This is a genomic window from Hydrogenophaga sp. PBL-H3 (assembly GCF_010104355.1).
GTDB lineage: Bacteria > Pseudomonadota > Gammaproteobacteria > Burkholderiales > Burkholderiaceae_C > Hydrogenophaga.
Window position 1 is genome coordinate 3,965,387 of record NZ_CP044972.1, and the last position, 13,941, is coordinate 3,979,327.

Here is a 13,941-nt window from a genome sequence, read left to right on the forward strand (position 1 = left end):
GGTGAGGGCGTGGACTAACTCAGCCCGAACGAAGGACGGGGTCACGGACCCGGGGCCAGGCTCACCTGCCGGGCTTCGATCTGCTGCCACACCACCAGTTTCTCGGCATCCCCCATGCGGCTCCACTGGGAAATTTCGGCCAGCGTGCGAAAGCAGCCTTTGCACGACAGCTTGGCCTCGTCCATCTCGCAGACCGAGATGCAGGGCGACGGCACGCCGGGCGCGATGCCCGCTTTGGCGCGGGCGGCCTGGAGCGTGACAGGAGGGCGGGTGGGCAGGGACATGGTGAGACGGGTTTTCAGGCCACGGTGACGTCGTGCACGGGTGCACCGGTCAGGGTCTGGAGTTGTTGGGGGGTGAGGGGAAAAACGGCGTGCGGATGGCCCGCAGCGGCCCAGATGGTGTCAAAGCGGAACAGCTGTGCGTCGATCAGCGTGACGACCCTTGTTGCGTGCGCCAGTGGCGAGACACCACCGATGGAAAAGCCGGTGGCGCTTTTCACGAAATCGGCGTCGGCGCGGCCGAGCTTGCCGCCTTCGCCGCAGACGATGGCCTGCACCTTCTTCTCGTCCACACGCAGGTCGCCCGAGGTGACGACCAGCACCGCGACCTCATCGGACTTGCGGCGAAACACGATGCTCTTGGCGATCTGGCCCAGCGCCACGCCCAGCGCGTCGGCGGCCTGCTGCGCGGTGCGCGCGGCGTCTTCAAGCATGCGCGGGGAGTGCGGATGGCCGAGCGCACGCAAGTGATCGGTCACGCGTTGAACGGCCGGGGTGGTGGAGGTGGAAACATCGCTCATGGCACCGATGGTATCGACCCTCCAAGGACGCTGCTGACATGGGCTCGCGAAGCGATGGTTGACGCATGGGCAGGCGGACAAACTGATCCCCCATCCGCCAACCTCCCGAAGGAAGCCCCATGTACGGTCAACTGGACTACATACCAGCTCACGTCGACGCCCCCTGGACCGTCAGCTATTTCCTGTGCCGGGATCTTGCATTGCCGGACTTGACCCTGGCTCAAGCGTCCGCACGAGGCCAGACGCTCAAGCAGATCCGCAATGAAGTCTCCGACCTCACGGATGCCCAGCTCAACGGCCTGAGCACCATCGCCCGAGGCTTGCCAGTCGATACGGGCGACCTGCTGTCCGATCTGTACCTTGCGCTGGCCCACCTGCGGCTGCCCGACGCGCAGCGCAAGGCGCGCGAGGCCCGCATCGCCACGACGCTGGATGCCCATTTCAACGGCACGCCGACCTTGCCCAGCATGATCGACGGCCTCCGGCACATCCGGCTCCTGGCGCCATTGGCGCCCGATGCCTTCCTGGAAATCATGGTCCGCAGCCAGGCCGCCCGGCTGCAGATGGTGTCCATGGTCGATCCGGCCTGGGAGGCCCAATGCCAGGACTTCGTGACCCGTCTCGATGCGCTGACCCACACACTGGGCATTGAGTCGAGAACAGCAGACGACGTTCTGCTGGTCAGCGCCGGCTTCACGCGCGCATGGGCCGACCGGCAGGGGTTTCTCGAACTGCTGGCGCAGGCCGCCCAACACCACCTCGCTGGCGCCGTGCAGTGCACCCAGCAGGCCCTGCTCGGCGCTGGCCTGCTGGTGGCATCCGAGGGGGACATTCTGGTGAGCGTGTTGCAGGATTGCATGGCGGCGGGATTGGACGGCTCGATGAAGACAGCCATTGAAGATATCGTGACCAACCAGGTGGCGATGGGCCGCGCGGCCGACCTGGCCCGCGCCCAGGCGGTCATCGAGGCCACCGTCGATGCCACGCGCGCAGGGGTGCCCCTGGGCACCAAGGTGCAGCAGCAGAACCTGGCTGCCATCACGGCGGCCACTCAGGTCTGGCTGCAACAGCTTCTTCGCATGACACCCCAGCGCCTGCGCCTCTACAACAAGCTGGCACGGACACCTGCCCCCGCCAGGAGCGACGACCCATCCGGCCCACCCAATCTTGACCCGGTCAACACGTGGTCCGTGAACCGTCTGTTGCGGTGGATCGAGGGTCCCATCAGCGAAGGGACTCCGAAGCGACTGGATCGCAAGGCCATCGTGGCCTCGGAAAAAGCAGTACGCCAGGAAGCTCGGGTCAAGACAAAGATGCCGGACAAGCTCGCACGCGCCGACCTGGACCTGACCGAGGCGGACGTCGACCTCGCGGTGCAGAACGCGTTGAGCACCACCGCCGCGTTCTTCATCGGGGACATCGAGGACATGCTGTTCCGGGTGAAGGCGCTGGACAACACCTCCACCGCCTCGCAAGCCTGCTCGGACCTGCTCGCCCCGCTCCACAGGCTGAAGGACGACCTCCAATCCGACGATCAGAAAGCCCGCGCCCTCCTGCACCAGGCGGAGGTGGCGATCGGTTTGCTGCGCAAGGACATCCGTGTCCTGGAGATCGATGCACGCACCCGCCAACGCTTTGCCCTGCAACTGCAAATGGCCCTGGCAGGGGAGTCCATGGTGGAAGGCAAGCGCCATGGTGGCGTGATCAACTGTCCTCTGCATCGCACCGACTGGCCCTGGGTGGCCGAACAATACAACCAGCGCTGGCTGCCCTGGCCCGGCCAGATCACGATCGACGGCGTGTCCCAGCCCCTGCAACCCGATCAGGCGCTGGGTCTGTACGTGACAGGCAAAAGCCTCAGTGGCTACGAGTTTGATGTGTCGGTGCACCTGTGGCAGCGCAAGCCCGGTCGGCGCGGCACACCGGGCACGACGGTGGCGCCTTACGCCCCCATGAATGCGGAAGACTGGATCGACACCTGGATACCGTGCACCGTGCTGCACGTGCCGCCCGCCGGCTGAGCGCTCCCCGGACGCTTGCGGAATCGGGGTGACTCAGGCCGCGCGCTTGACCAGCAGCAGGCTCGCCCCCATGGCCATGAGCACGCCGCCGAACACGCGGTTTTGCGCGCGCCGTGCCTTTGCTGTCGCCAGCCAGCGCTGGGCGCGCGAGGCGAGAAACGCGTAACCATGCATGACCACCAGATCGACCCCGATGGTGGTGAGCAGCAACACCACCAATTGCAACCACAGGGGTCGCTGCGGATCGATGAACTGCGGCAGCACCGCCACCATGAACACGATGCCCTTGGGGTTGGTCACGTTGGTGAAGAAGCCGGTGACGAAGCGCTCGCGCGCGCTCGGTACACCCGGCTGTGCGGGCAAGGCCTCACCGGTGGCGGCCTGCGCGTTCACGGGTGAGCGCCATTGCTTCCAACCCAGCCAGATCAGATAGGCCGCGCCAGCGAACTTCACCACCGTGAAGGCGGTGGCCGACGCCAGCAGCAGCGCGCCCACACCCACGCCCGCCACCAGCAGAATCACCGCCAGCCCCAGCTGCAGGCCGGCGATGGTGGCGCTGGTCTTCTGCACGCCATAGGCGAGGCCGTGCGTCATGGACAGCACCGCACCCGACCCCGGCGACAGGGCAATGGCCCACGAGGCCAGGAAATACGCCAGCCAGACTTGCAGTTCCATGTTCGTTTGCTCCTTCAGCCCGCCCGCTTGGCCAGCAGCGCGCGCGCCACGCGCGAGCCGCTCGGCCGGCCCAAATGCTCGCTGATGTAGGCACCCGCATCGACCAGTGCGTCCAGATCGATGCCGGTCGCTATGCCCATGCCGTGCAGCAGGTACACCACGTCTTCGGTGGCCACGTTGCCAGTGGCGCCCTTGGCATACGGGCAACCGCCCAGGCCGGCCACGGACGACTGGAAGTTCCACACACCCAGCTCCAGCGCGGCCAGCGTGTTGGACAGCGCCTGGCCATAGGTGTCGTGGAAGTGGCCGGAGATGTCGTCGATGCCGTAGTGCTGCAGGGTGGCTTCAAGTGCGGCCTGCACCTTGCGCGGCGTGCCCACACCAATAGTGTCGGCCACGTCCACGCGCTGCACGCCGATGCCCTTCATGAGCCCGGCGAGATACGCCACGCGCCCGGGCGCGATCTCGCCTTCGTACGGGCAACCCACGGTGCAGCTCATGGCGCCGCGCACCGCGATGCCGGCCGCGCGCGCGGCCTCCACCACCGGCGCAAAGCGCTCGATGCTCTCGGCGATCGAGCAGTTGATGTTCTTCTGGCTGAACGCCTCGCTGGCGGCGGCGAACACCACGATCTCGTCGGGCTTGTCGAGCACCGCCGCCTCGAACCCCTTGAGGTTGGGCGTGAGCACCGAGTAGCGCACGCCACCCTGGCGCGACATGCCGGCCATCACCTCGTGGTTGTCGGCCATCTGCGGCACCCACTTGGGGCTTACATAGCTGGTGACTTCGATCTCTTTCAGCCCAGCGGCCTGCAGGCGGTGCACCAGCTCGATCTTCACCGCGGCGGGCACCGGCTGCTTTTCGTTCTGCAATCCGTCGCGCGGGCCGACGTCGATGAGCCTGACTCGGGAGGGGATGTTCATGGGAGGTTTGCTTTCAATATCCACGGTCGCGGTGCACCACACCCGCGATCGGCTCGCCGCGCGACAACGCCACGATCTTGCCGGCGATCTGCGCGATGCTTTCGTCGCGCAGGGTGCGGGCCGAGGTGTGCGGCGTGACAGTGACTTTGGGGTGTTGCCAGAAGGGGTGATCGGCCGGCAGCGGCTCGGTGCGAAACACGTCGAGCGTCGCGCCGGCGAGGTGCCCGCTGTCGAGCAAGGCCATCAGATCGTCTTCGACCAGGTGCGCGCCGCGCGCCACGTTGATCACATAGCCACCGGGCTGCAGGCGGCCCATCGTTTCCCGGTTGAGGATGTCCTGCGTGTCGGGCGTGAGTGGCAGCAGGTTGACCAGCACCTTGCTGGCGGCCAGAAACCCGTTGAAGCCTTCGCTGCCCGAGTGGCAGGTGACGCCGTCGATCTGCTTGGGGCTGCGGCTCCAGCCGTGCACCGGAAACTCGAACACGCTCAGGGCGCGCGCCACGCGCTCGCCGAGCACGCCCAGGCCCATCACGCCCACGGGCCAGTCGGCGCGGCTGCGCGGCTTGCGGTAGGACCACTGCCCGGCCGCGATGTCGGCTTCGTAGCCGTCGAACTCGCGGAAGTGGCGGATCACGGCGTGGCACACGTACTCAGCCATCTGCACCGACATGCCGGCGTCGTCCAGCCGCACCACCTGGGTCTGCGGCGGCAGGCGCAGCTTCATGATGGCGTCGACCCCGGCGCCGATGTTGAACATGGCCTTGAGGCCGGCTTGTTCGTCCAGAAACGCTTGCGGCGGCGACCACACGATGGCGTAGTCGGCCTGCGGGTCGCCGGCTTTCCAGGTGCTCACATGGGCATCGGGCAGCAAGGCGCGAAAGCCCTCTTCCCAAGGGGCGGCTTTGGTTTGGGCAACGCAGATGGTGATGTTCATGCCGCGAGCTTAAAAGAAGCCGCCCGCGAGCGCAGTCACCCCCATCACACGGCGGTGATCTTGAGCAGCTCGGCGCCTTCGTTCACCTGGTCACCCGGCGCGTACAGCAGCTCGGCCACGGTGCCGTCGGCGGGCGCAGCGATGGTGTGCTCCATCTTCATGGCCTCCATCACGGCCAGCGCCTGGCCTTTCTTGATCACGTCGCCCGCCTTCACCGCGAACGAGAGCACCTTGCCCGGCATGGGTGCTGTGAGCCGCCCACCGTCGGCTGCGGCCACGCCGGCGTGGGCCAGCGCGTCGATCTCGGTGATCTGCGTGGCGCCGAGCGCGCAGAAGATGTGCACGATCTCGCCCTGCTGCCAGGTCTGCACGGTCTGCCGCTGACCCTGGAACCGCAAGTCCATGCGGGCGCCACCCTCGGTGGGCAAGGTGTCGAACTGCAGCACGCCGCTGACCTCGCCAAAGGCGAGCTGCAAGGCGCCGTCGTGCAGGTAGGTGAGGTGCGCGAGCAGGGGCTCGCCCATGTAGTCGAAATCGAAGCGGCGCACGGTCAGGCCGTGCGGACGCCAGCCGTCGCGGCGCGAGAACGGGTCGGCAGCCTCCAGCGCGCGCTCGCCCACCAGCGTCTGCGCCACGGCAGCGGCCACCGCGAGCGCCAGGCCCACCTTGTCCTGGTGGAACAGCACCGCCGCCTCGCGCGGGATCAACGCCGTGTCCAGGTTGGCCTGCGCAAACGACGGGCTGTTCACCACGTGGCGCAGGAACTGCACGTTCGTCGAGAGGCCGACGATGCGCGTTTCGGCCAGGGCCGCGTCCATGCGCGCCAATGCCTCCTGCCGCGTGGCGCCATGCACGATCAGCTTGGCGACCATGGAGTCGTAGAACGGGCTGATGGTGTCGCCCTCGCGCACGCCGTCGTCCACACGCACCACGCCGCGTTCGAATGCGCTGCAGGCCGGCTTGCGGTACACCGCCAGCGTGCCGGTGGCGGGCAGAAAGTTGTTGTCCGGCGTTTCGGCGCAGATGCGCGCCTCGATGGCGTGGCCATGGATGCGCAGCTCGTCCTGCCTCAGAGGCAAGGGCTCGCCGGACGCCACGCGCAACTGCCACTCCACCAGATCCAGCCCGGTGATGGCTTCGGTCACCGGGTGCTCCACCTGCAGGCGCGTGTTCATCTCCATGAAAAAGAAACGCATGCCGCCCTCGGGCGGTTGTTCGACGATGAACTCCACCGTGCCGGCGCCCACATAGTTCACGGCCTTGGCCGCCGCCACCGCCGCCAGCCCCATCTGCTGGCGGAACTCGGGCGTCATGCCCGGCGCGGGCGCTTCCTCCAGCACCTTCTGGTGACGGCGTTGCACCGAGCAGTCGCGCTCGAACAGGTACACGCAGTTGCCGTGCGTGTCGCCGAACACCTGGATCTCGATGTGGCGCGGGCGCTGCACGTATTTTTCGATCAGCACCGCATCGCTGCCGAAGCTGTTGCGCGCCTCGCGCTGGCAGCTCGCCAGCGCGGCCGCAAAGTCCTCGGCCTTGTCCACCGCACGCATGCCTTTGCCACCGCCACCGGCGCTGGCCTTGATGAGCACCGGGTAACCGATGCGGTTGGCCTCGTGCTGCAGCATGGCCGGGTCCTGGTCGGCCTCGTGGTAACCGGGCACCAGCGGCACACCGGCTTTTTCCATCAGCTGTTTGGACTCGGCCTTCAGGCCCATGGCGAGGATGGCAGAGGCCGGCGGGCCGATGAAGGCGATGCCGGCGTTGGCACAAGCGGTGGCGAACGCGTCGTTCTCGCTGAGGAAGCCGTAACCGGGGTGGATGGCCTGTGCACCGGTGGCCTTGGCGGCTTCGATGATGCGCTCCCACCGCAGGTAGCTGTCCTTGGGAGCGCTGCCGCCGATGTGCACAGCCTCGTCGCACGCCGCAACATGCTTGGCGCTGGCGTCGGCGTCGGAATACACGGCGACGGTGCGCACGCCGAGACGGCGGGCGGTGGCGGCCACACGGCAGGCGATCTCGCCTCGGTTGGCGATCAGGATCTTGGTGAACATCAGGTTTCCTTGGCAGGTCCGGAGAAGAAGCGCTGCGTGCGGCGAAACACCGCGCGCAGGAATTTGAAAAGCATCCAGGTGGCGACCCACATCAGCACCACGGTGATGAGCAGCAGCACACCGAAGGCGACGGGGTGGTTGGTGGCCAGCCACACGGCACCCACCACCAGGCCGTCTTCGACCAGGCTCATGGCGATGTTGGAGAAGGGCTCGGGCGAGGCGTTGATGGCCGCGCGGGTGGTGGTTTTGGCGGCCTGGCTGGTGGCCGCCAGCGAGCCGCCCAACAGTGCGGCGGCCAGGGCCGTGGCGCCGCTGTCGGCGCCGAACACGCTGGCCGCCAGCGCCGCGCCAGCCGGAATGCGCACCACGCTGTTGACCACGTCCCACATCGAGTCGACCACCGGAATCTTGTCGGCAAAGAACTCGATGGACAGCATGAAACCACTGGCCCCCAGCAGCAGCGGGTGCTGCAGCACCTGCAGGCCTGCGGGCAGCTCCATCCAGCCCAGCGCACCGGCCGCGCCCACCAGAAACACCACCGCGTACAGACGGAAACCGCTGGCCCACCCGAGCGCGCCCGCCAGAGCAAGCAGCTCGGGGGTTCCCAGGGAAGCGAGGGCGTCCGTCATGACCGATCAGCCTGGTGGCAACCAGCCGGGTGCGCGTTTGCCCAGGAAGGACTGCAGGCCCTCGCGGCCTTCGTCGCTGGCGCGGATGTCGGCGATGCGGCGCGCGGTCTCGCTGCGCAGTTCGGCGGTGATCGGCACGCCGCTCACATCACGCACCAGGCGCTTGCATTCGCGCGATGCCTTCGGGCCATTGGCGACCAGGTTGGCCACGATCTCGTCGACTTTCGCGTCCAGCGTCTCGGGCGTGGCGAGCTCGTGCACCATGCCCAGCGCGTGCGCGCGCACCGCACTGAAGCGCTCGGCGGTGACCATGTAGCGCCGCGAGGCTTGCACACCCAAGGCTCGTGCCACATAGGGGCTGATGGTGGCGGGCAGCAGGCCCAGCCGGGCTTCGGACAGGCAGAAGGTCGCGCCCTCCACCGCCACCAACACGTCGCAGATGGCGGCCAGCCCCATGCCGCCGGCATAACAGTCGCCCTGCACACGGCCCACCACCGGCACCGGGCACTGGTCCAGCGTCCAGAGCATGTCGGCGAGCTTCTGCGCATCGGCGCGGTTCTCGTCCCAGCTGTAGCCGGCCATGGTCTTCATCCAATTCAGGTCGGCACCGGCGCAGAACGCTTTGCCGTGCGCGCCGAGCACGACCACGCGCAGGTTCTCGTCCTTGGACAGCGCTTCAAAGGTGGCGGTCAGCGCGGCAATCACGTCGTCGTTGAACGCGTTGCGCACATCGGGGCGGTTGAGCCACACATGCGCCACATGGGCGCTGGGGCGGGTCACATCCAGCACGTTGCTCATGGTCAATACCTCTTGGCCACTTCTTCGAGCATCACCTCGGTGGCGCCACCGCCGATGGCCAACACACGCGCGTCGCGCCACAGGCGCTCGATGGCGGTTTCGCGAATGAAGCCCATGCCGCCGTGGAACTGCTGGCAGGTCTGCACCACCTCGTTGACCAGCTCGCCGGTCAGCGCCTTGAGCATGGACACCTCTTGAACGATGTCGTGGCCCTGCGTGACGCTCCAAGCGCAGTGGTACATGAACTGCCGCGCCGCGCGCACCTTGGCGTCCAGCATCGAGAGGCGCTGGCGGATGGTCTGCTGGTCCCACAGCGTGGCGCCAAAGGCCTGGCGCTGGCGCACATGGTCCAGCGTGATCTTGAGTGCCTGCGTGCAATGGCCGATGGCCATGGCGCCCAGGGCAATGCGCTCGGTCTGGAAGTTCTTCATCACCGAGTAGAAGCCCTTGCCCTCCTCGCCCAGCAGGTTCTCGGCGGGGATGCGCACGTTGTCGAACACGAGTTCGGCCGTGTCGCTGGAGAGCCAGCCGGTTTTCTTGAGCGCACGGCCCACGGTGAAACCCGGCGTGCCTTTTTCGACGATGAACATCGACATGTCGTGCCGCGCGCTGCCGGTCTTGGCAGCCACGAAATACAGGTCACCGTGCACGCCGTTGGTGATGAACATCTTGGTGCCGTTGATGACCCACTCGTCGCCCTCACGCCGGGCCGTGGTGCGCATGCCGGCCACGTCCGAGCCGGCACCGGGCTCGCTGATGCCCACCGCCGTGATCAGTTCGCCCGCCGTCACCTTGGGCAGGTACCTGGCCTTCTGCGCCGGGGTACCGGCGTGGTGCAGGTGCGGGCCGGCCATGTCGGTGTGCACGAGCACGGTGATGATGAAGCCGGCGAAGGTGCTTTGCGACAAGGCCTCGGCAAACACCAGGTTGGTCATGGCGTCGGCGTCGGCACCGCCGTACTCGCCTTCAAACGCGATGCCCAGCAAACCGGCCTGACCCATGCGGCGCAACACGTCGCGCGGCACCATGCCGGTCTCTTCCCACGCGGCCGCGTGCGGCTCCACCTCGCGCTCGAGAAAACGCGCCACCTGGTCGCGCAGCAGTTCGTGGTCGGGGTTGTCGTAGATGGTGGCGGTCATGGGTTTGTCTCGCGGTTTTTCGTTGTGGTCGTCAAGCGGTCTGCTGCAGGAAAAACACCAGATCCAGCTCGGGCGCGGGTTGACCGAGCATGGTGAGCGCTGCACTGATCTGCCCGCGGTGGTGCGTGCCGTGGTTGAACACGTGGGCCAGCGTGGTGGCGAACGGCAGGCTCATGGCCTGCCCTCGCATGTTGGTGTAGTTGAGCTGCCCGTCAAAGCGCTCGGCGGGCCAGCCAGTGATCAGCGGCTCCCACACCTTGGCGCCGCCTTTCAACGCTTGCGCCAGGCGGTCGCGCTCGGGCTCGACCTCCATGTCCAGTTCCAGCTTCGGGCTCTCGCCCCGCGCAAAGCGCCGCTGCCACAGCATGTGCTCGCCCACCAGCAGGTGGTTGAGCGTGCCGTGAATGCTCTTGAAAAACAGGCGCAGGTCGCGCCGGTAGTCGAACTCGTTCACCGGTTCGATGGCCGAGAGCAGCCGCTCGGTGGCCCACACGTTGTAGCGGGCCAGTTGGGTGAAATGGGCGCGAGCGTCCATGGCATCACATGCGAAACACGCCGAACTTCGGCTCGCCGATCGGCGTGTTGAGTGCGGCCGAGAGGGCCAGGCCCAGCACCCGGCGCGTGTCGGCGGGGTCGATCACGCCGTCGTCCCACAGGCGGGCGCTGGAGTAGTACGGGTGCGACTGGTGGGCGAACTGGTCGAGCACCGGCTGCTTGAAGGCAGCCTCTTCTTCGGCGCTCCAGGTGCCGCCCTTGGCTTCAATGCCGTCGCGCTTGACGGTGGCCAGCACGCCGGCGGCCTGCTCGCCGCCCATGACGCAGATGCGCGCGTTGGGCCACATCCAGAGGAAGCGCGGGCTGTAGGCGCGGCCGCACATGCCGTAGTTGCCGGCGCCGTAGCTGCCGCCAATGATCACGGTGAACTTCGGAACACTGGCGGTGGCCACGGCCGTGACCATCTTGGCGCCGTGGCGCGCAATGCCTTCGCTCTCGTATTTTTTGCCGACCATGAAGCCGGTGATGTTCTGCAGGAACAAGAGCGGCACCTTGCGCTGGCAGCACAGTTCGATGAAGTGCGCGCCTTTTTGCGCGCTCTCGGAGAACAGCACACCGTTGTTGGCGACGATGCCGATCGGCATGCCTTCGATGTGCGCGAAGCCGCAGACCAGGGTGGCGCCATAGCGCGCCTTGAACTCGTGGAACTCGCTGCCGTCGACGATGCGCGCAATGATCTCGCGCACGTCGTAGGGCTTGCGCGTGTCGGTGGGGATCACGCCGTAGATCTCTTCGGTGGGGTAGAGCGGCGCGCGCGGCTCGCGCAGCGCCTGCGTGGCGATCTTGCGTTTGTTGAGCGTGGCCACGGCCTGCCGGGCCAGAGCCAGCGCGTGCGCGTCGTTCTGCGCCAGGTGGTCGGCCACGCCCGAGAGGCGCGTGTGCACGTCGCCACCGCCCAGATCTTCGGCGCTCACGATCTCGCCAATGGCGGCCTTCACCAGCGGCGGGCCACCCAAAAAGATGGTGCCCTGGTTCTTGACGATGATGGTCTCGTCGCTCATGGCGGGCACATAAGCGCCGCCCGCCGTGCATGAACCCATGACCACGGCGATCTGCGCGATGCCGTTGGCGCTCATGTTGGCCTGGTTGTAGAAGATGCGCCCGAAGTGTTCGCGGTCGGGGAACACGTCGTCCTGGTTCGGCAAATTGGCGCCACCCGAGTCCACCAGGTAGATGCAGGTGAGGTTGTTCTGCATCGCCACCTCCTGCGCCCGCAGGTGTTTCTTCACCGTCATGGGGTAGTAGGTGCCGCCCTTCACCGTGGCGTCGTTGCAGACGATCAGGCAGTCCACCCCGCTCACGCGGCCGATGCCGGTGATCACGCCGGCGCAGGGCGCGCTGTCGGTGCCGTCGCGGTCGGGGTACATGTTGAGTGCGGCCAGTGGGCTCAGTTCCAGGAACGGCGTGCCTGGGTCCAGCAGCATCTGCACGCGGTCGCGCGGCAGCAGCTTGCCTCGTTTGGTGTGTTTGGCGCGCGCGGCCTCGCCACCGCCGAAGGTGGACTTGGCCACCTGCGCGCGCAAGTCGTCCACCACGGCGCGCATGGCGGCGGCGTTGGCCTGGAAGTCGGCAGAGCGGGCGTTGAGTTGTGTCTCCAGGGTCGACATGGTGCGGTCCTGTCAGGTTGTCTTGTAGGGAATGGATCATTCTGGCGGATAGCACCGGGGCCGTGTCGGTCACCTGGGTTGCAAATGCCGCCAACGCCCCTGAAAATCCGGGTATGTCCCAGGCTGCCATCCGACGCCCGGCCCCACTGCCCGACGCTGCCCGTCTGCTGGGAGGTCCTGCGCTCACGCCCATGGCACTGATCCGGGCCATGGTGCTGGCCTACGAGGCCCGGGGCGTGGATCCGTCGGGGGCGTTGGAGCAGGCACAAATAACGCCAGCACAACTCAAAAAACCGGGTGCCAGCATCACCGCAACGCAAATGGAGGTGATCTCGGGTGCGGCCATGCGCGAACTCGACGACGAAGGCCTGGGCTGCTTTGCGCGGCCCCTGCCCTGGGGCAGCTACGGCATGCTCGCGCGCGCCTCGCTCTCCAGCCCCACGCTGGGCGTGGCGCTCAAGCGCTGGTGTCGCCACCACGGCCTGCTGGCGCCCGACGCCACGCTGACGCTGGAGGTGGTGGGCGATGTGGCCAGCATCGCGCTGCGCCTGCACCGCGACCCTGGCCCCATGGCCGAGTTGTGTGCGGTCTCGCTGCTGCGCAACATCCACGGCCTGGCCAGTTGGTACGTGGACTCGCGCGTTGCCCTGCTCGGTGCCCAATTCCCCTACGCCGCGCCGCGCCATGCCGACGCCTACGGCGTGCTCTTCGATGGCCCAACCCGTTTTGACGCGGAGCACGCCGCCATTCACTTCGACGCCCGCTACCTGAGCCTGCCGGTACGCCGGGACGAAGCCGCCATGAACCAGTTGCTGCAGCGCGCCCTGCCCCTGACGGTGCGCTCCTACCGGCGTGACCGCCTGCTGGTGCAGCGCGTGCGCCAGGTGCTGGCCAGTCGCCCGCAAGACGCCCACAACGCCAGCGATCTGGCCGCCGTGCTCAACACCTCACCGCGCACGCTGCACCGGCAATTGAAGGACGAGGGGGCTTCGCTTCAGAGTCTGAAGGACGAGGTGCGCCGCCAGCGTGCCACCGAGTTGCTGCTGCGCACGAAGCGCCCGATCAAGCAGGTGGCCGAGGCGGCGGGCTTTCAGAACGAGAAGAGCTTCATCCGCGCCTTCAAGGGCTGGACCGGCAAGTCACCGGGCGATTGGCGAGGTCAGTGAGTCCAGCAGGTCGTGCATGCGGTGGAACACACGGTGCACGCCCTGCCCTTCAAACGCGCGACCATGGCCCTCAGGGCAATAGCCCCACACGGTGGCGCCAGCCGCCAGTCCGGCCTGCGCGCCGGTGCCGGTGTCTTCGATCACCAGGCAGCGCGTCGGGTCGACGCCCAGGTGCGCCGCAGCGGCCAGGTACACATCGGGCGCGGGCTTGGAGCGCGGCAGGTCGTGGCCGCTGAAGATGCGGTCACCAAAATAGGGTTGCATGCCCGCCATCTCGATCTGCATCACCACCTTGGGCCGGTCGGCGCCCGAGGCGCAGGCGATGCGGCCGCCCGTGTGGCGGTGCGCGGCCATCACCACATCGATGGCGCCATGCACCGGCTGCAGCTCGGCGCGCAGGCGCGCGTCACGCCGTGCGTAGAACGCGCGCATCCATTCTTCGGTGAGCGGTTTTCCGGTCTCTGCCTCGATACGGGCGCGTTCGTCGCGCACCGCCTTGCCGATGAAGATGCTCATGCACTCGGCCTGCGTGATCGCCCAGCCGCTCTCGCTGAGCACTTCGCGCAGCACACCGTTGGTGATGGGCTCGCTGTCCACCAGCACGCCGTCGCAATCAAAAAGCACCGCTTCAAACATGGTGT

The 13,941-nt window shown here is 67.2% G+C and carries 14 protein-coding genes; 2 read left to right on the forward strand and 12 right to left on the reverse strand.

The window, feature by feature from the left end; translation table 11 throughout:
• Window positions 1–41: 41 nt before the first annotated feature.
• The gene (locus tag F9Z44_RS18545) at window positions 42–284 is read right to left on the reverse strand and encodes a DUF1289 domain-containing protein (RefSeq protein WP_159608181.1); all 243 of its coding nucleotides are present in this window, start codon (window positions 282–284) and stop codon (window positions 42–44) included.
• A gap of 14 nt (window positions 285–298) precedes the next feature.
• Window positions 299–802, reverse strand: a complete 504-nt coding sequence (locus F9Z44_RS18550; RefSeq protein WP_159608182.1) for a YbaK/EbsC family protein — start codon at window positions 800–802, stop codon at window positions 299–301.
• A gap of 119 nt (window positions 803–921) precedes the next feature.
• On the opposite strand from F9Z44_RS18550, the gene F9Z44_RS18555 reads away from it, so the two are divergent.
• Window positions 922–2,823 carry a hypothetical protein gene (locus tag F9Z44_RS18555; protein WP_159608183.1) on the forward strand — a complete coding sequence of 634 codons (1,902 nt, stop codon included), beginning with the start codon at window positions 922–924 and terminating at the stop codon, window positions 2,821–2,823.
• Between the two features lie 33 nt (window positions 2,824–2,856).
• On the opposite strand, the gene rhtB is transcribed toward F9Z44_RS18555, so the two are convergent.
• From rhtB to F9Z44_RS18600, 9 genes are read right to left on the reverse strand one after another with little or no spacing between them, the layout of a single operon-like run.
• Complete coding sequence (gene rhtB, locus F9Z44_RS18560) at window positions 2,857–3,498, reverse strand: homoserine/homoserine lactone efflux protein (RefSeq protein WP_159608184.1); 642 nt, start codon at window positions 3,496–3,498, stop codon at window positions 2,857–2,859.
• A 14-nt stretch (window positions 3,499–3,512) separates the two neighbouring features.
• On the reverse strand, window positions 3,513–4,421 hold the full coding sequence (locus tag F9Z44_RS18565) for a hydroxymethylglutaryl-CoA lyase (RefSeq protein ID WP_159608185.1): 909 nt from the start codon (window positions 4,419–4,421) through the stop codon (window positions 3,513–3,515).
• A gap of 13 nt (window positions 4,422–4,434) precedes the next feature.
• Window positions 4,435–5,355: a 2-hydroxyacid dehydrogenase gene (locus F9Z44_RS18570; RefSeq protein ID WP_159608186.1), complete on the reverse strand. Its 921-nt coding sequence runs from the start codon at window positions 5,353–5,355 to the stop codon at window positions 4,435–4,437.
• A 44-nt stretch (window positions 5,356–5,399) separates the two neighbouring features.
• Window positions 5,400–7,406, reverse strand: a complete 2,007-nt coding sequence (locus tag F9Z44_RS18575) for an acetyl/propionyl/methylcrotonyl-CoA carboxylase subunit alpha (RefSeq protein ID WP_159608187.1) — start codon at window positions 7,404–7,406, stop codon at window positions 5,400–5,402.
• Complete coding sequence (locus F9Z44_RS18580) at window positions 7,406–8,035, reverse strand: DUF4126 domain-containing protein (RefSeq protein WP_159608188.1); 630 nt, start codon at window positions 8,033–8,035, stop codon at window positions 7,406–7,408. The genes F9Z44_RS18575 and F9Z44_RS18580 overlap by 1 nt, the downstream gene beginning before the upstream one ends.
• Before the next feature lie 6 nt (window positions 8,036–8,041).
• Entirely contained in the window at window positions 8,042–8,833 is a 792-nt protein-coding gene (locus F9Z44_RS18585; protein WP_159608189.1) for an enoyl-CoA hydratase/isomerase family protein, read from the reverse strand.
• A gap of 2 nt (window positions 8,834–8,835) precedes the next feature.
• On the reverse strand, window positions 8,836–9,972 hold the full coding sequence (locus F9Z44_RS18590; protein WP_159608190.1) for an acyl-CoA dehydrogenase family protein: 1,137 nt from the start codon (window positions 9,970–9,972) through the stop codon (window positions 8,836–8,838).
• 31 nt (window positions 9,973–10,003) lie between these two features.
• On the reverse strand, window positions 10,004–10,507 hold the full coding sequence (locus F9Z44_RS18595; protein ID WP_159608191.1) for a DinB family protein: 504 nt from the start codon (window positions 10,505–10,507) through the stop codon (window positions 10,004–10,006).
• Between the two features lie 4 nt (window positions 10,508–10,511).
• Window positions 10,512–12,134, reverse strand: coding sequence for a carboxyl transferase domain-containing protein (locus tag F9Z44_RS18600; protein WP_159608192.1), 1,623 nt, complete (start codon window positions 12,132–12,134; stop codon window positions 10,512–10,514).
• A 113-nt stretch (window positions 12,135–12,247) separates the two neighbouring features.
• On the opposite strand from F9Z44_RS18600, the gene F9Z44_RS18605 reads away from it, so the two are divergent.
• The gene (locus F9Z44_RS18605; protein WP_442907218.1) at window positions 12,248–13,300 is read left to right on the forward strand and encodes an AraC family transcriptional regulator; all 1,053 of its coding nucleotides are present in this window, start codon (window positions 12,248–12,250) and stop codon (window positions 13,298–13,300) included.
• On the opposite strand, the gene F9Z44_RS18610 is transcribed toward F9Z44_RS18605, so the two are convergent.
• The gene (locus F9Z44_RS18610; protein WP_159608193.1) at window positions 13,274–13,936 is read right to left on the reverse strand and encodes an HAD family hydrolase; all 663 of its coding nucleotides are present in this window, start codon (window positions 13,934–13,936) and stop codon (window positions 13,274–13,276) included. The two genes, F9Z44_RS18605 and F9Z44_RS18610, sit on opposite strands and share 27 nt — an antisense overlap.
• Window positions 13,937–13,941: the final 5 nt, after the last annotated feature.